This is a genomic window from Qipengyuania flava (assembly GCF_019448255.1).
Taxonomy (GTDB): Bacteria; Pseudomonadota; Alphaproteobacteria; order Sphingomonadales; family Sphingomonadaceae; genus Qipengyuania; species Qipengyuania flava_A.
Genome location: NZ_CP080410.1, coordinates 2,592,520 through 2,610,108 on the forward strand (window position 1 = coordinate 2,592,520; position 17,589 = coordinate 2,610,108).

At 63.6% G+C, this 17,589-nt stretch carries 12 protein-coding genes; 7 read left to right on the top strand and 5 right to left on the bottom strand.

Translation table 11 applies throughout. The features are described 5' to 3' along the window. Positions 1–102 precede the first annotated feature (102 nt). Positions 103–1,836 (top strand): fatty acyl-AMP ligase, encoded by a 1,734-nt coding sequence (locus KUV82_RS12855; RefSeq protein ID WP_219954643.1) that lies wholly within the window; start codon positions 103–105, stop codon positions 1,834–1,836. A 42-nt stretch (positions 1,837–1,878) separates the two neighbouring features. Here KUV82_RS12855 and KUV82_RS12860 read toward each other — a convergent pair whose 3' ends face one another. Next, positions 1,879–2,898 carry a PAS domain-containing protein gene (locus tag KUV82_RS12860; RefSeq protein ID WP_219954644.1) on the bottom strand — a complete coding sequence of 340 codons (1,020 nt, stop codon included), beginning with the start codon at positions 2,896–2,898 and terminating at the stop codon, positions 1,879–1,881. Positions 2,899–3,108: 210 nt separating this feature from the next. Here KUV82_RS12860 and KUV82_RS12865 point away from each other — a divergent pair, with 210 nt between their 5' ends. The 5 genes from KUV82_RS12865 (at position 3,109) to KUV82_RS12885 (ending at position 8,667) form a co-directional block, all read left to right on the top strand. Further along, positions 3,109–4,323: a toxic anion resistance protein gene (locus KUV82_RS12865; protein ID WP_219954645.1), complete on the top strand. Its 1,215-nt coding sequence runs from the start codon at positions 3,109–3,111 to the stop codon at positions 4,321–4,323. Between the two features lie 13 nt (positions 4,324–4,336). Beyond that, positions 4,337–5,095, top strand: a complete 759-nt coding sequence (locus KUV82_RS12870) for a hypothetical protein (protein ID WP_219954646.1) — start codon at positions 4,337–4,339, stop codon at positions 5,093–5,095. Further along, positions 5,095–5,397, top strand: coding sequence for a polyhydroxyalkanoic acid system family protein (locus tag KUV82_RS12875; protein WP_219954647.1), 303 nt, complete (start codon positions 5,095–5,097; stop codon positions 5,395–5,397). Before KUV82_RS12870 ends, KUV82_RS12875 begins: the two co-directional genes overlap by 1 nt. Positions 5,398–5,557: 160 nt before the next feature. Beyond that, the gene (locus tag KUV82_RS12880; RefSeq protein ID WP_219954648.1) at positions 5,558–6,100 is read left to right on the top strand and encodes a biliverdin-producing heme oxygenase; all 543 of its coding nucleotides are present in this window, start codon (positions 5,558–5,560) and stop codon (positions 6,098–6,100) included. After that, the gene (locus tag KUV82_RS12885) at positions 6,100–8,667 is read left to right on the top strand and encodes an HWE histidine kinase domain-containing protein (RefSeq protein WP_219954649.1); all 2,568 of its coding nucleotides are present in this window, start codon (positions 6,100–6,102) and stop codon (positions 8,665–8,667) included. Before KUV82_RS12880 ends, KUV82_RS12885 begins: the two co-directional genes overlap by 1 nt. Here the strand turns inward: KUV82_RS12885 and KUV82_RS12890 are convergent. After that, entirely contained in the window at positions 8,660–9,382 is a 723-nt protein-coding gene (locus tag KUV82_RS12890; protein ID WP_219954650.1) for an energy transducer TonB, read from the bottom strand. The two genes, KUV82_RS12885 and KUV82_RS12890, sit on opposite strands and share 8 nt — an antisense overlap. Positions 9,383–9,466: 84 nt before the next feature. Here KUV82_RS12890 and KUV82_RS12895 point away from each other — a divergent pair, with 84 nt between their 5' ends. Beyond that, complete coding sequence (locus tag KUV82_RS12895) at positions 9,467–12,232, top strand: ATP-binding protein (RefSeq protein ID WP_219954651.1); 2,766 nt, start codon at positions 9,467–9,469, stop codon at positions 12,230–12,232. An 88-nt stretch (positions 12,233–12,320) separates the two neighbouring features. Here the strand turns inward: KUV82_RS12895 and KUV82_RS12900 are convergent, their stop codons facing one another. From KUV82_RS12900 to KUV82_RS12910, 3 genes are all read right to left on the bottom strand, one after another. Beyond that, positions 12,321–14,924 (bottom strand): TonB-dependent receptor, encoded by a 2,604-nt coding sequence (locus KUV82_RS12900; RefSeq protein WP_219954652.1) that lies wholly within the window; start codon positions 14,922–14,924, stop codon positions 12,321–12,323. Between the two features lie 258 nt (positions 14,925–15,182). Beyond that, positions 15,183–16,124 (bottom strand): isopenicillin N synthase family dioxygenase, encoded by a 942-nt coding sequence (locus KUV82_RS12905; RefSeq protein WP_219954653.1) that lies wholly within the window; start codon positions 16,122–16,124, stop codon positions 15,183–15,185. A gap of 13 nt (positions 16,125–16,137) precedes the next feature. Continuing rightward, on the bottom strand, positions 16,138–17,466 hold the full coding sequence (locus tag KUV82_RS12910; RefSeq protein ID WP_219954654.1) for a NupC/NupG family nucleoside CNT transporter: 1,329 nt from the start codon (positions 17,464–17,466) through the stop codon (positions 16,138–16,140). Between the last annotated feature and the right edge of the window lie 123 nt (positions 17,467–17,589).

Consider the following 17,589-nt stretch of genomic DNA (forward strand, 5'->3'; position numbering starts at 1 on the left):
TTGGGAAACGCGGGAGAGCACGCGGACCTACTGGGTTTGCGTGAACATGAGCAATGAGGGAGGCCGCAAGGCCCCAGCAATTCACGGGTATCGCCGACACTTATGACCGACGCCGTTCTTACGCCGACGCCGAATGACTGCGACCTGCCGCGTCGCCGCTCGGACTTTGCGACCTTCAACGAGGCCATCGACTACGCCGCGCGTAGCGAGAAGGGTCTCAACTTCCACGACATGCGGGGCACGCTGGAGAAGGTCTATCCCTACGCGCAGATGCGCGAGGACGCGCTGGTCATGGCGCGCCGCCTTGCCGGCTATGGCATCAAGAAGGGCGACCGGATTGCCCTTATCGCGGAAACCTGCCCCGAATTTGCCGCGCTGTTCTGCGCCTGCGTCTATGCAGGGGCCTGGCCTGTGCCCCTGCCCCTTCCGACCGGCTTCGGCGGCAAGGAAGGCTATATCGACCAGCTCGCCGTCCAGCTGTCGAGCTCGGATCCGGTGATCCTCATCTACCCGCCCGAGATCGCAGAAATGGGCAAGGCCGCCGCCGACCGCCAGGGCTGTGCCGGTGAAGACTGGGCAAGTTTTGCGGAACGCGACGCTCCCGATGTCGATCTGCCCGAAGCCAGCCCCGACGATATTTGCTACCTTCAGTATTCGTCCGGCTCGACGCGTTTCCCGACCGGCGTTGCGGTCACCCACGAAGCGCTGCTGCACAATCTGGCCGGCCACTCGGCCTCGATGGATTTCCGCCCGAACGACCGGGTGGTCAGCTGGCTTCCCTGGTATCACGACATGGGCCTCGTCGGCTGCTTCCTGTCGGTCATCGCAAACCAGGCTTCGATCGATTACCTCAAGACCGAACATTTCGCGCGCCGCCCGCTGGCCTGGCTCGACCTGATCAGCCGCAACAAGGGCACGACGCTCAGCTATTCGCCGACCTTCGGCTACGACATTTGCGCGCGCCGCATCTCCAGCCAGAGCCATGTCGCCGACCGCTTCGACCTGTCTCGCTGGCGCGTGGCGGGCAACGGCGCCGACATGATCCGGCCCGACGTGATGCAGAGCTTCGTCAACGCCTTTGCCGATGCAGGCTTCGATGCGAAGAACTTCAACCCGAGCTACGGCTTGGCCGAGGCGACGCTGGCGGTCACCGTCATGCCGCCGGGCGAAGGCATCCGGGTGGAGCTTGTGGAAGAGGAGCGCCTGTCCGGCCGTCCGCGCGACCTTTCCAAACCCGCCCGCTACCGCGCAATCGTCAATTGCGGCAAGCCGCTGCCCGGCATGGACGTGGAGATTCGCGGCGAGAACGGCGATGCGCGCGGCGATCACCAGATCGGCAAGGTCTGGTGCCGCGGCAAGAGCGTGATGCATTCCTACTTCCGCAACGAAGAGGCGACTAACGACTGCCTCGTCGACGGTTGGCTCGACACAGGCGACATGGGCTACATGGCCGATGGATACCTGTTCATCGTCGGCCGCGCCAAGGACATGATCATCATCAACGGCAAGAACCTCTGGCCGCAGGATATCGAGTGGGCAGTCGAGCAGCTGCCCGGCTTCAACCATGGCGATATTGCCGCCTTCTCCATCGACACGGAGAACGGCGAAGAGGCCCCGGCCGTCCTCGTCCACTGCCGTGTCTCCGACCCGGAAGAACGCCTCAAGCTGCGCGACCAGATTTCCGATAAGGTTCGCGGCGTGACCGGCATGAGCTGCGTGGTCGAACTCGTCCCGCCGCGCACGCTGCCGCGCACCAGTTCAGGCAAGCTGAGCCGCGCCAAGGCGAAGAAGCTTTATCTGGCCGGGGACATCCAGCCGCTCGACCTGGCGGCCTAGGATCGCTCTTCGCTGCAAGGCTGCGCGCGCCCTCGCGGCGCGTCAGTCTATCACCCTGAGATAGAAATCGACCATCGGGCCGCGCTTGTGCCATTGCACCTGCGCGCGCGAGTGCGAGGTCGAGCCAAGTCGCTGAAGCAGCTTGAAGCCGGCCCCTTCGTGTGCCGGGGGTTCAATGGCCGAGCCGACATCCTCGTGCCAGCTGAGCGCAAGCTCACCACCCTTGCGCGAGACGGTGAGCGTTATGCGTCCGCTATCGGCAGCAAGCGCGCCGTACTTGTGCGAGTTCGTTTGCAGTTCGCCCATGATCAGCGCGAGCTGCTGGACCGCGTCGTCGCCTAGCCGCCCCGAAGGAAGCGGGCCGACCTTCACGCGCTCACCCGCCCCGCTCGCATCGAGTGTCTGCGAGATCGCTTCTCCGATCGTGGGCGGCTGCGCGTTGTTCATCGTCAGGATATCCTGCGCCCGCGCCAGCGACTGCAGCTTTTCCGTCAGACGCTCGGTCAAATCGGCTGGGTCGACCGCGTTGCGCGACAACAGCTTTGCCACCGAACCGACGACAGCCAGCTGGTTCTTCAGCCGATGGCGCATCTCGCGCGCGACCGTGTCGGAACGCTGCGCAAGCCTGGTCGCTTCATCCCGTTTGACGCGATCTTCGAGCGCTTCGTTCATTCGCAAGGTCACATCGTGCATCGAGATGAGCACGTGCGAAATCTCGGAGTCGCCTTCGACGATGGGCGACACACTCACTTCCCACCAATGGGGGACGCCGGCCCGATCGGGAATGTAGCCATCGAAGCGATCGGTCTGACCCCGGCTCGCTAGCGAAAACGCTTCTTGCGCCCGCTGCTTGCGGTCGTCCGGCCACAGCTCCGTCCACACCCGCTCTTCGATCTCGGCAAAGCTGCGTGCCGCGAAAGCCTTCAGCCCATTGGGATTGATGTATTCGATCCGGCCATCGAGATTGCACAGGAGAATACACTCGACCGTCTGGTCGAGTACGCCCCTGAGGACAGAGTTCGCCTTGTCGGCAAACCGCGTCATGAAAATCTCGTTGGTCATGCACCCCCTGACACGAGTCGTAAGATACTAACATACCAATCGAATTTTACCGAATCCGGCGGGATTGCGCGGGCTGAGGCCGGGCGCAGAATTGCCTTGCCCGCCAAGGGGGTAGCGCGGCATGATCGCGATCGGACAACAAACCGCGCTTGAAGATCGTGTATTGCCACCCTAATACAGGATAGAAGCCGCTTGGAGATACCCGCGCCCATGAGCGATACGAAGACGCAGACCGCCACTGCCACCGAAACCGCCTTCGACCTGACTCCGCCGGATCCGGTGCCCGAGGTCGCGCCCGAAAAGGCGGCCGGGCTCGTTCCCGTATCGGAAGAGGTGAAGAGCAAGCTGGAAACCAAGGTCGACGGGTTTGTCGAGGACCTCATTTCCGAAGACGCCAATTCGCCCGAATTCGGCAAGAAGGTCGACCAGCTCACCAACATGGGCCGCAAGGAAATCATGGCTGCGGCCGGCATGTCGAACCGCTTCCTCGACCGACCGCTGCGCGCAATGGACAAGGACGAAGGCGTCGGCGCCAACCTGGCCGAGCTGCGCCGCGTTGTCGAAGACCTCGATCCGGGCAAGCGCGGGAAGCTGTCGGGAACGCGCAAGATCCTCGGCATCATCCCCTTCGGCAACAAGCTGACCAATTACTTCCGCAGCTATCAGAGCGCGCAGACGCACATCCAGGGCATCCTCAACAACCTTTCCAGCGGGAAAGACGAGCTGATCATGGACAACGCCGCGATCGATGTGGAGCGGCAGAAGCTGTGGGAGGCGATGGGCAATCTGGAACAGATGATCCACATCTCCAACACGCTCGACCAGAAGCTGGAGGAGAAAGCCGCCGAACTCGACGCGACCGATCCGGCCAAGGCCAAGGCGGTGCGCGAAACCGCGCTTTTTTATGTCCGCCAGCGCACGCAGGACCTGCTGACCCAGATGGCGGTCAGCGTGCAGGGCTACCTCGCGCTCGATCTCGTCAAGAAGAACAATGTCGAACTGGTGAAGGGTGTGGATCGCGCGAGCACCACAACGGTGGGCGCGCTGCGCACCGCCGTGACCGTGGCCGAAGCGATGACCAACCAGCGCCTTGTGCTGGGCCAGATCACCGCGCTCAACGATACGACCGCCGGCATCATCGATTCCACCAGCACCCTGCTGCGCGATCAGACCGGCAAGATCCACGAGCAGGCCGCAGCGAGCACGATCCCGCTGGAAACGCTTCAGCGTGCGTTCCAGAACATCTACGACACGATGGACGAGGTCGACAATTTCAAGCTGCGCGCGCTCGACAGCATGAAGCAGACCGTCGACCTGCTGTCGGACGAAGTCGAGAAGTCCAAGGGCTACATCGCCCGCGCCGAAGGCCAGGCACAGGCGCAAAAGCAGGTCGCGGAAAGCAACCTCCTGAGCATCGAAGGCTGAGGGGCACAGCGCCGTGAACGACCTCACACGCGAAAGCGACCGCATCCTGTCCGAAGGCAAGGCGCTGGTGCGCGACAACCGCGAAGGCGGTCGTCATCGCCGCGCGCCTTCCATCGGCGAAGGCTCGGCGCGTGTGAAGCGCAAGAACTGGGTGAAACGCATCACCTATTTCGTCGGCGCCGTGTTCACCATCCTGGTGTCCGCATCGATCGCCGGCATGATACTCGACGGCATCGGTTTTGCCGGCGTGATGGCAGTTGCGCTCGCGGTGGTGGTCGCGGCCTGGGTGTTCACCAACTATCCCAAGGTGAAGGTTCCCACCCGCACCGACATCAACAAGGGTAACGTCCAGCAGATGGTCAGCCGGACCGAGCTGTGGCTGGAAGCGCAGCGGCCCGCCCTGCCCCCGCCCGCGGCCAAGATCGTCAGCGACATGGGGGTCCAGCTCGACGCGCTCGGCCTCCAGCTCGAAGGTCTCGACCAGAACCACCCCAAGGCGCGCGAAGTGCGCAGCCTGGTGGGCGAGCAGCTACCCGAAATGATCGACAGCTACCGCCGTATCCCCGCGCATCTCCGCACCGAAGAACGCGCCGGCGCCACGCCGGATGCGCAGCTGACCGACAGCCTCGGCAAGATCAGCGGCGAGATCGATTCCATCACCCGGCAGCTTGCTGAAGGGTCGCTCGACGACCTCGCGATCAAGCACCGCTACCTCGACTACAAATTCGGCGAAGGGGCCCAGACCAGCCCGCTGCTGGAGGACAAGAGCTGATGCGCGTTCCCATTCCCCACAATCTCGACAAGGCCGAAGTGCGCCACCGCCTGCGTTCGCGCAGCCACGAAATCGTCAATTTCGTGCCCGGTGGCATGGCCGATGTCACGACGGACTGGCCGAACGAGGACCGCATGGACCTCGCCGTGAAGGCGATGGGTCAGAGCATCGACGGCTGCGTCATCATCGAAGACAACCAGGTGATCTTCGAGGTCAACCTGCCTCCCGCGCTTTCCTTCGTCGAACCGATGGTTGCCAGCGCGATCCGCAAGGAAGGCACCAAGATGATCGAAGCCAAGTAGTTCTACGCAGGCCTCTTTCAGAAAATCCCCATAGGCTGGAACCATTTACGCGCCCGTGCGCTGTCTTTTGGTGTTTGCGCATCTCAGCGGGGCGCGTACACCTTGGAGACGGGGTTATCGCGCGCGCGATTCCCGCAGGGTTTGAGGGGTTCAAAGCACCGTGGGTCGAACGGTTCGAGAGTATCTGAAAGACGAAACGTCGCACTGCCACGACCGGCTTGATCGGCGCCTTGGTGCCGTGCTGGACGGGACGGCTGTCGGCTACGCGGAATTTCTCGCCATCCAGTATCGCGCCCGCAAAGGCATCGAAGACTGGCTTGTGCGAAGCGCCATCCCGAACGCTCCCCCTTCGCAAGTGCCCCTGATCGCCCGCGACCTTAAGGCGCTTGGCGCCCGACTTCCCCTTTCCGCGCCGCGCTTCGATGGAGTGCCGGCAAGCGATCCGCTTGGTGTGTGCTGGGTTCTGGCCGGCTCGTCGCTCGGCAATCGCGCCATTCTTGCGCAGATGAGAAAAGCGGGCAGCGCCTTCCCCGCTACCTTTCTCTCCGATGCATCGATGACAACCTACTGGCAAACGCTTCGGCCTGCGCTGGCCCAGCCGGTCGATCCTGTCCGGCACAGCCCGATGCTCGCTGGCGCGAGCGCGGTCTTCGAGCACTTCAACGCCGTCGTTACCCAGCACCTTTCGCCGGTGGCCGCGTGATGAACGCGCAGGACGTCAATCTCTCGAACTGCGACCGTGAGCCGATTCACCAGCTTGGCCAGATCCAGCCCTTCGGCGCGCTGATTGCAGTCAATTCCGACTGGTTCGTCGCGCATCGGTCCTGCAACCTGTCCGTGATCTTCGGCGAAGGAAAAGACGTGGAGGTTGGCGAAAGCCTGTCTCGCCTCGTCTCGCCCTCAGCGCTCGAACGCCTTCGCAGCGGTGCCGCCGCGCTTTCTCTTGACGATCAGGTTGAACGGCTCTTCGCGCTGTCCCTGTTTGGCGATGAGCAGCTGTTCGATTGCGCGCTGCACACGTCCGGCGACTTCACTGTCATCGAGATCGAGCGGCACGTCGATGGCGACCTCGACCGGCAGCTCGCTGTCCTCCGGCCGATCATGTCGCGGCTCGAGAAGAAGACCGACGTGGAGACGCTGGCTGACGAAGCTGCGCGCCAATTGCGGCATTCGCTCCAGATCGACCGTGTCATGGTTTACCGCTTCCGGGACGATCTTTCCGGCGAAGTGATCGCCGAGGCAAAGCGCGAAGACCTCGAAGCCTTCCACGGCCTGCGGTATCCAAAGTCGGACATCCCCAACCAGGCCCGCGCCCTTTACGTGCGAAACCGCTTCCGCATCATCTCCGATGTGGAGAGCGCACCCGTTCCGATCGAACCCGGTGTCAGCTTCGACGGCGAACCGCTCGACCTCAGCATGAGCACGCTACGTGCCGTGTCGCCAATCCATATCGAGTATCTCAAGAACATGGGCGTCGGCGCTTCGCTGTCGATCTCGATCATCATCGGCGGCAAGCTTTGGGGGCTGTTCGCCTGCCATCACTATGGCCCCAAACTGCTCCCCTACTCGCACCGGACCGCTGCCGAGCTGTTCTCCGAACTGTTCTCGCTGGTGCTCGACCGCGTCATTGCCCGACAATCGAGCGAGCGCCGCGAAGTAGGCCGCAAGATCCACGACCGACTGATGCGCGACATTGCGGCGGGCACAAGCCTCGCCTCCAGCCTGCCGACGCTCGACGCGGTGATCCAGCAAGCGATCCCGCACGATGGGGCGAGCATCTTTGTCGAGGACGCTTACGACAGCCGCGGCTCGGCACCGAACGAAGAAGAGTTCCGCGCACTGGTGCCCTCGCTCAACAGCGCGGCAACCAGCCGCCTGCTCCAAAGTGATGCCCTCGCCGAACGCTTGCCGCGAGCCGAACGGTTCGCCGATCGCGCGGCTGGCGCGCTGGTCATCCCGGTTTCGCGTTCCCCGCGTGATTATCTGGTACTGTGGCGCAAGCCGCTGACCCAGACCGTGGCATGGGCGGGAAATCCCGAAAAGCCGGTGGAAAGCGGCCCCAACGGTGACCGCCTGACGCCGCGCAAGAGCTTCGAGGCGTGGCGCGAGACTGTCGAGGGACGCGCCGAAAAGTGGTCGGACGCCGAACTCGACATTGCCGAGGGTCTTCGCGTCACCCTGCTCGAGATCATCCTGCGGCTGACCGACGAAGCCGTGGCCGAGCGCGCCAAGGCGCAGCAGCAACAGGAGCTGCTGATCGCGGAACTCAACCATCGCGTTCGCAACATTCTGAACCTCATCCGGGGCCTGATCAGCCAGTCGAAGAACGACGCACGCGACATCGAGTCCTTCGTCGACATCGTCGGCGGCCGCGTCAGCTCGCTCGCTTCGGCCCATGACAACATTACCAAGGGCAACTGGTCACACGCGCCCTTCTCTGGCCTGATCGAAAGCGAATCCAACGCCTATCTGGCTGGCAAGGCCGATCGTCTTGCTCTCCAAGGGCCGGAAGCCATGATTGCTCCGGAAGCCTACACCGTGCTGGCGCTGGTCATGCACGAGATGGTGACGAACTCGGCAAAGTACGGATCGCTGAGCGATCGCAGCGGCGCACTCGATGTGACGGTCCACCGTGGCGACAACGATGATCTGCATATCCGCTGGACCGAGCGTGACGGCCCCCCGGTCAAACCGCCCACCCGGCGCGGGTTCGGCAGCACGATCATCGAACGGTCGATTCCCTACGAACTGGGCGGCGAGGCAAAGGTCGATTTCGCTCTCAGCGGGCTGTCAGCCGAATTTCGCGTGCCGGGCAGCTATGTCGAATGGCGCAGCACCGCGGAAACGAAAGCAGCAGTGGCTGAACGAAAGGAGAGCGGCCACTCCTCGGACCTCAAGCGGGTTCCGGAAAGCGTCCTGCTTGTCGAAGACAGCATGATTATCGCCCTGGACGCGGAAGATTGCCTCAAGGAACTGGGCGTCGAAACGGTGCGGATCGAAAGCTCGGTTGCGGCGGCACTCGATGCCCTTGCCAATAAGGAACCCAGCCTGGCCATTCTCGACTACAACCTCGGCCGCGAGAACAGTGAGCCGGTGGCAAAGGTCCTGCGCGAAAAAGGCATCCCGTTTTGGCTCGCCACGGGATACGGCGAAATGCAGGAACGGTCAGGCGAACTGGGCGCGGCCGGGATGCTCACCAAGCCTTACGGCAAGGACGAGCTGGTCGATTTGCTCTCGGCATTCGGCGCCGCAGCATCGGCCCCTAATTAAAGAAACGCTGTTGGTAGTAGAACGTCGCGGCGACGGGATTGCCCGCGCGGTCGCGGGCGGGCTCGAAGCGGATTTGCTCGTAGGCCAATCGGCACACCACTGCGTCGGTCTCGGGAAACGGGCTGGCCCGGTAGACGCTGCATCCCGTGACCCGTCCGGCCGCTGAAACCGACAAGCGCACGATGACCGATTTGCCGATCCGCGCCTGCCGTCCGCCGGGAGGTACGGGAAAGGCGCTCGCATCCGTGATGGCCCGGATAAGAACGGGTTTGCTCGCGATGCCGCCGCCCTGTCCGCTGCCGCCGGTTCCGCTGCCCGTGCCAACCCCTTCGCCCGACCGTCCGGTGCCGGTCCCGTCATCGGTAGCGCCCGCCGTGTCCGCGGCGCCGGTCGAGGCTGCGCGCGGCGCGGGCCGATCCTCGCGAATGCGAACTTCGGGTTCCGGGGCCGTGGTCGGCTTCGGCACGGCTTCGCGCCCGGGATCGCCGGCCGCGCCTTCGGGTTCGGGCGCCTGCGGCTCGGGCGGTTCTTCGGGCGCGGTTACCGTGACGGTAAATGCCGACACCACGCTGCGCTCGACCTGCGAGACGGCGTCGGGAGCCAGACTACGTATCAGCGCGTAGAATAATCCTATGTGAATCAATGCTATCAGCAGGATAACCCACGGGTTGAGCCGTTTCTTCGTGTTCGAAAATCGGGTGCCCTGCTCGGTCATGAACAGTCAACGTGGCGCACAGGCTGTGCGTTCCTGACGCGGCAAACGTGAGGGCGCCCGCGGGGCGAGGAGCTTTGCCACACCATGTCGATTTCGCGTGCATTCCAACGGCCCGGCAGCGCCCTACTCGTTCCGCTTCTCGGGTTTGCCCTGTTCGCCATAACGGCTTTTGCAAGCATAGAGATCGCCCGGGGCGAAGGCCGGATTGCAGCGCTGTGGCTGCCGAACGGGCTCGCTGTCGCCGCCCTGCTGCGGTTCCGGGCCCCGAATGAAACCGTTCTGTTTGGCGCCCTCCTCGCGGGCAATCTGGCCGCCAACAGTTTTTCCGGCGACGCGCTTGGCCAGGCCTTCGGGCTCGCCCTCGCGAACATGCTCGAGATCTTCCTCGCAGTCGCGCTGACGCGTCAGTGGTGCGGCCGCACTCCGCGCATGGACGACATCGGCGACCTGGGCCGGTTTGCCTTTGCCGCTGGCATCTGCGCGCCCATCGCTTCGGGAATAATCGCGGCGAGCGTCCTCAGCCTGACGGGCTCGAACTGGATCGAAGCGGCGGTAAAGTGGGTTTTCGCCGACGCGCTGGCGATGCTGATCCTGGCGCCCAGCACGATCATCGCGATCGACGCCTGGCGGGCGCGGCGCAAGCCAACCCAGCAGGAAGTGGTGGACTGGACAGTGCTCACAGTGCTGGGCACGGGCCTTACCTTTGCCGTCTTCACGCAGACGCAATATCCGCTGCTTTTCCTGATCCCGCCGGTGGTGATGGCGCACGCCTTTCGGCTGGGCAGCCTCGGCACCGCTTTTTCGACCATCAAGGTCGCGGCCATTGCGCTCACCCTGACCGAGCTGGGGCGCGGCCCGATCAACCTCATCGATTACCCGCTCTCGACTCAGCTGCTGGTTCTCGAAGCGTTTCTCGCCAGCGCGATCTTCGTCGGCCTGCCCATCGCTGCCATCCTTGCCACACGGCAAAAGATCACCGCCGAGCTGGCGAAGCGCACCGAAGAGCTTTCGCTCTTGGCAGAAAACGTAACCGATGCGATCCTGCGCTTCGATGCCGAAGGCCTGTGCACCTACGCCTCCCCCTCCACCCATGCCGTGCTGGGCCGACCGCCGGAGGATTTCATTGGAAACAGGGCAAGCGGAAAGCTGCACCCGGACGCAAGGGAACAGATCGAAGAGGTCGAACGCGTTCTGCTTGCCGGTGAGGCGACGCACCACCGCCTGACTTACCGCCGCTATCTCGATGACGACAAAGGGGAAGCGGTGTTTATCGAAGCGGATTGCGCAGCCGTCATGCATCCCGACAGCCGCGAGCCAGTTGGGATCGTGGTCTCGGCGCGCGATGTGACCCAGCGCGTGGCGCTCGAGGCGCGGCTGAAGCGCGCCATGCGACACGCAGAGAACGCGGCCCGAGCCAAGGCCCAGTTCCTTGCCAATATGAGCCACGAGATCCGCACGCCCATGAACGGTGTCCTGGGTTTTGCCGAGCTGCTGCGCCGGCAGGACCTGAAGGGCGAGGCGGCGCACTACGCCGAGCTGATCGAGCGTTCGGGCCGTTCGATGATGCTCTTGCTCAATGACATTCTCGACATCTCGAAGATCGAATCGGGCCAGCTCGCAGTGACCCAGGAACCGGTGGAAGTGGCCCGCGTGGCCGAAGACTGCGTCAAGCTGCACGCCGCCCAGGCCGAACGCGCGGGCATCGCGCTTGAATTCACCTGTGCCGATGCCGTTCCCGACCTGCTGCTCACCGACCAGCTGCGTCTGCGCCAGATCCTCAGCAACCTTATCGGCAACGCGGTCAAGTTCACCGAGCGCGGCGGAGTGACCGTCACGTTGCAATGCGAGGCCGATGCTATCGCCTTCTCGGTCGTGGATACAGGAATCGGAATCAAGCCATCACGCATCGAGCGCATCTTCGATCCTTTCATCCAGGCCGAAGGCGAGACGACCCGGCGTTACGGCGGCACGGGCCTCGGTCTCAGCATATCGCGCCAGCTTGCCGAGCTGTTGAACGGTACGCTGACCGTCGATTCCATGCCCGGCATAGGCTCGCGCTTCACGCTGCGCCTTCCCCTCAAACTAGCGGACGAGGCAACCGGCGAGACCGATGCGAAAAAGGAAATGGCACCGTCGCTTGCGAACCGGCCGGCGGGGCGCGTGCTCCTTGCGGAAGATCACGATGTGAACCGTATGCTGGTGAGCGCCATGCTTGAAGAGCTGGGACAGGTCGTGACGATCGCCCGCGACGGGGCCGAGGCGATCGAGATGGTGGTCCAGGCCGAGGCGGGCGGTACGCCCTACGATCTCGTCCTGATGGATATCCAGATGCCGGGATGCGATGGATACGCAGCCACCCGCGCCATCCGGGCAGAGCGGATTTCGCCGCGTCGGCTCCCCATCATCGCACTGACGGCCAACGCCTACCCCGAAGACGTCGCTGCGGCGCGCGATGCGGGGATGCAGGCGCATCTCGCAAAGCCGCTCGTTTTCGAAGATCTCGCTGCTGCGCTGGCGCGGTGGCTGCCCCTGCGGATCGTCGATGCCCAAGCCGAGCACGAGCCGCTTCCAAAGCCGCGAGCGAAGCCTGCGGGCGAGCTCGAAGACCGCTGGCAGCAGCGGCGCGGCGAGGCCATCGATGCCGTATCCCATGCAATCCGCAGCGGGAGCCTCGAAGGGGAAGACATCGCCGCCCTTGCGCGCACCATGCACAAGCTGGCCGGCTCTGCCGGAATGTTCGGCGAGGAAGAACTGGGAAGCCGTGCGGCTGCGCTCGAACGGGCGCTCTTGTCCGGGGTCGAGGACGAGGTGCGCCGGCGCCTCGCCGAGGAACTGCTCGAGGCAGCCTAGGCAAAGGAAAAGGGGCGGCCCTCCTGGAAGAGAGCCGCCCCGGAAAGGTTGTGCGCCGGAGCCCGAAAGCCCCGGCGTCCATTATGCCTTAGTAGCCGATGATGACCGACAGGCTCGCAGCGCGCGGAGCGCCGATCTGAGCGAAGCCGAAGCTGTCCAGCGAACCACCGAAGAAGCCGACGTAGTATTCGTCGAACAGGTTGGTCACGTTCAGCTGGAGAGCCACATCGCCACCGGTCGGGAATTCGCCGAGCGTCCAGCGGACGTCGAGGTCGACCAGCGTGTACGACGGGATCTTCGCGTCGAAGGTGAACGGCGTGCCGTCGAACAGCTCGCCATCAACATCGGTGTTGGTGTCGTTGTTGTAGCGCGGGCCGGTGTGCTTGACCTGTGCGCCGAACTCGAAATCACCAACGGCGATCTGACCACGTGCACCGAAGGAGAACTGCGGTGCGCCCGATTCGCTCTTGCCGCCGGTCAGCAGGAAGCCCTGCTCACCCGAGGCGGTGCAGCTGTAGCGACGGTCACCGACCTGGAACGAACGGCAAGCGCCGATGGCGATGTCGTCTGCGATTTCCGAGTCGTTGTACGAACCGAAGACATAGAGCAGCGAGTTGCGGGTCGGACGCCATGCGATCGAGCCGTCGATGCCCCACTTATCCACGTCACCCAGGTTACGGTAGACGCGTGCACCTTCACCGTCGTTGGCTTCCGGATCGAAGGCCACAGCGAGGCGGTTCTTGTACATGGTGTAGTAGGCGCCGAACTGGGCTTCGATCGAACCCGACTGGAAGCGCAGGCCGAGGTCGAAGCTGTCGGTGGTTTCCGGCGACGGGTTCGCGCCCGGATCGTTGTCCGCGAAGAACAGCGATGCGTAGAGCGGGTCCGTACCCGGGACCGAAAGGCCCTTGGCGTAGTTGGCGAAGACCGAAACTTCCGGCGAGAATTCGTAGATGAACCCAACGTTCGGAAGAAGCTTGTCGTACTTCAGGGTACGCGAGCGCGGAGCAACTGCATTCGGGTTAGCCGCTTCGTAGCCGGCGAGGTCGAAGCCCGGGTTGGGGCAGTCGACGAAACCGTTGTCCGAAGTGGTGTAGCAGTTCTGGTTCAGCTTACGCGTGAAGAACGGCGCACGCAGAGCCAGCTTGGCGGTGAAGTCGCCAAAGCGACCGCGGTATTCGCCCGAGACCTGGTGCAGGATCGCGAAGGACTTGCGGTCACGCTTGTTCACTTCGTTGCCGTTCACGTCGAGCAGCGGGTTGTCGATCGCGAACACGTCGCTGATCTCGCCGTTCGAAAGCATGTTGGTGATCTGACCGGTCTGACGGTGACGCGCACGGTCCCAGGTGTAAGCGAAACGCACACGGTGGTCGGCGTTGATCGTGTAGATCAGGTTGGCCACCACGCCGTAGCGGTCGGTCGTGGTCTGGCTCGGGTCGTTACCAGCAACTTCGTCGTCGAGATCGCCGTCGTTGTTGAGGTCACGGCCGAAGTAGTAACCGCCACGGAAAGCGCCGGTGTAGTTGGTGCCGCCAGCGTTGAAGAAACCTTCACGCAGATCGTCCGGGCCGCCGCCGTTTGCTTTGACGTACTGGTAGCTCGGGTCGAAGGTGAAGATCAGGTCATCGGTGATCGTGAAGCGCGATGCGCCGCGGATGTTGCCGGTGTCCGAGGGGTTGTAGCGACGATAGAATGCCGAACCACAGCCGCCACGGTCGTTGTAGTCGACGCTGTCACCCGGGCTACCCGTGCCGCCAGCGACGACGCGCGGGTCGACCTGGCAGGGGAACACTTCGCTGTTCGCATAGACCGAGAAACGGTCGCTCTTGCTGTCGAAGCCCGGAGTGTCTTCGTAGTACGAGAGGAGGGTTTCGAGGCCTTCCGAACCGGCGAAGTTGTTGCGGTTCTGGTTGAAGTGGCCGGCGACAGAGATGAAGTCGCCGTTGTCGCCGAGGTCCTGCCAGATACGGCCGTTGAACTGCGTCTTATTGATGCGGCCGTACGGGTTATAGGGAACACCGTAAGTGGTGTAGCTGACCGAGGCGAAAGCCTTGGTGCCGATGCCGGTGAAGTCGCCGGTGTCGATCATGCCGAAGCCGCGAACGTAGGTGGTGTTCTCGGCACCGCTGGCGAAGACGTCGCCGAAGGTCATGGTACCGACCAGGCCGAAATCGTCGCCCGGCTCACGCGTACGGATGTTGATCGTACCGCCGGTTGCCGAAGCGGTCGGGCTGTCGACGTCGGTGACGCCGAGGTTGACGTTCACTTCTTCGAGAACTTCGGGGTCAACCTGCTGGTTGGTGTAGAGAGCGTAGTTGCCCGAGTCGTTCAGCGGCAGGCCGTCGAGGGTCTGCGAGACGCGGTCTGCGCCGAAGCCGCGGATGGTGAAGCCACCGCCCGACGAACCCCAGGGGTCGTTGTTCTGGAAGCTGACGCCCGGAACCAGGTTGACGATGTCGTTGACCGTCTGACCGGGGCGTGCGCGGCGGATGACTTCTTCACCCAGGACCTGCTTGGCCTTGGTGGTTTCCGGGGTTTCGAAGCCCCCGACGCCCGTTTCACGGGCACCCGAAACGATGATGACGCTTTCGTCGAAGTCGACCGAGCCGGTCGACTGAGCGGCGGCCGGTGCGGCGACCATCGCGCTGGCGGTGCTGACCACGGAGGCGGCCAGGAGATATTTGAACTTCATCAGAGTAGACCCCTTCAAGGCTCTTGATGCGGTGGTGCGGAGTTGTGAGTGAGGACCCGCTAAGCGAGACACGTTGCGCCAAAGCGATGGAATTGTGACAGAGTCAAGACAGGCGTGGCCACAAAGCCAGCCCGTGATCCACGAATTCGAATTAACGCCTATATTTCAGTGTTTTGATGGAGTGGCATTTTGGCCACTCCATCAAAAATACGCGACTAGTGCCGATTTGCAACGCACCGGATGGTGCAGTGCACCATGTTAGGCGAGATTGATCTCGCGCAGGCGCTGCAGCAGAAATTCGTGACTCGAAATCGGCTCCGGGTGCGCCTCGGGCTTGGCCGGGTCGATGCAGGAGGGGAGCGTTTCGATTACGTAGTCCGGCCGGAAGTGCAGGAAAAACGGCATGGAATAGCGCGCGCGGTAGGCCGCCTCGCCTCGCGGGTTGACCACGCGGTGGGTGGTCGAACGCAGCTTGCCGTTGGTCAGCCGGTCGAGCATGTCGCCGACATTGATGACCAGCGCGCCCTCGGGCACGTCGACGGCTTTCCACTCGCCCTGCTGCGTCAGCAGTTCGAGGCCGGCTTCTTCTGCGCCCAGCAGCAGGGTGATCGTGTTGATGTCGCCATGCGCAGCGGCCCGGATCGCGCCCTCGGCCTCTTCGCCCTCGAGCGGGGGATAGCGCAGAAGGCGCATCACCGAATTGCCGTCCTCGACCGTGGAGGCAAAGAACGTGCGGTCGAGGCCCAGGTGCAGCGCAATGCCCTCCAGCACGCGGCCACCGGCCTCCTCAAACGCGGCATAGAGCTCGGAAAATGTCTCGCGGAACCCTTCGACTTCATCGGGCCAGACATTGTCCGCCATGAATTCCGACAGGGGATGCCCTTCGGGAAGTTCGCGGCCGACATGCCAGAATTCCTTGAGGTCATGGACCTGCGCGTCCTTGGCTTTCTCCGTGCCGAAGGGCGTGTAGCCACGCGCGCCGCCGCCGCCGGGGATGTGGTAGGCCTTCTTCACATCGTCGGGCAGCGCGAAGAACGCCTTCGACATCGCCTCGGCGCGGTCGATCAGCTCCTGAGGGATGCCATGGTCGCGGATGACGGCGAAGCCGTAATCCTGGAAGCTGCGGCCTAGTTCGTCGGCAATGCTTTCGAGCGGCTGTGCCAGCGACACAACCGCGATATCGGTGTTCGAATCGGTCATAATGGTGCGCCCTTTAGTACGGGAGGAAGAGTCCCGCCAGCGCTGCGCTCATCAGGTTGGCGAGGCTGCCGGCGGCGAGCGCGCGGATACCGAGCTTGGCGATGACCGGTCTTTGATTTGGCGCAAGTCCGCCCGTGACCGCCATCTGGATCGCGATCGAGCTGAAATTGGCAAAGCCGCACAGGGCGAAGGTGACGATGGCGCGGCTGCGGTCGGACAGGACCGAACCGTCCATTGCGCCGAGGTCGATAAAGGCGACGAATTCGTTGAGCACGATCTTGGTGCCGAACAGGCCGCCCGCCGTTCCGGCCTGCTCCCACGGGATGCCGATCAGGAACATGACCGGCGCGAAGACGAAACCAAGCAACTGCTGGAAGCTGATATCGGGATAGCCGAACCAGCCACCGATCCCGCCGAGGATGCCGTTGGCGAGCGCCACGAGGGCAACGAAGACCATCACCATCGCGCCGACCGCGACTGCCAGCTTTACGCCCGTCTGCGTGCCCTGGGCGGCCGCCTCGATGACGTTGGCGGGCTTGTGGCCCTCCTCGAAAGTTTCGGCGACTTCGACCTCGTGGGGCTTACCGCTTTCGGTGAGCGCGGCAGGCCCCTCGGCGCTAATCCGCGCATCGGGAAGCTTGACCTCGGCCATCTCGGCCGCGTCGCGCGCGAGGTCGCTCTCGTCGTCGGGCATGATGATCTTGGCCATCAAGATGCCGCCTGGTGCCGACATGAAGGCAGCGGCCAGCAGGAAGGGCACGGCTTCGGAACCGATGAAGCTCGCATAGGCGGCAAGGATGGTCCCCGCGACACCGGCCATGCCGACGCTCATCAGCGTGAACAGGCGGCTCGGCGTGAGCGCGGCGAGATACGGGCGCACGACCAGCGGGCTTTCCGACTGGCCGACGAAGATGTTGGCCGCGCTGCCCAGAGCCTCGACCTTGCTGATACCGGTGATCCAGCCGATCGCCCCGCCGACCCAGCGCACCAGCCGCTGCATGATGCCCCAGTGGTAAAGGATGGAGACGATTGCGGCGAAGAAGACGATCACCGGCAGTGCGGCGATCACGAAGGTGTTGGTGAAGGGATTGGCGCCCATCGGGCCGAACACCGCCTCGATCCCTACTTTGGAGAAGTCGAGCAGCGCGATCACGCCGTTCGACATGCCCTGGATCAGCTGCACGCCCCACGGGGTGCGCAGGACCAGCAGCGCCATGACCGCCTGCAGGGCGAAAGCCGCGCCCACAACGCGCAGCTTGATCCGCCGTTTGCCGGTCGACAGCAGGAAAGCGATCAGCAGGATCGCCAGGATACCGGCAAGATTGATAAGGATGGGCGACATGAAAGTCCCTTTGGCAGCAGACAAGTTGCGGATGAAATCGGATGCTGTCTTGCTTGCGCCGCGCCATTAGTCAATTTTCGCGCTTTGCGGATGGTCCACCCGTCCCCGACTTAAGCACAAGGC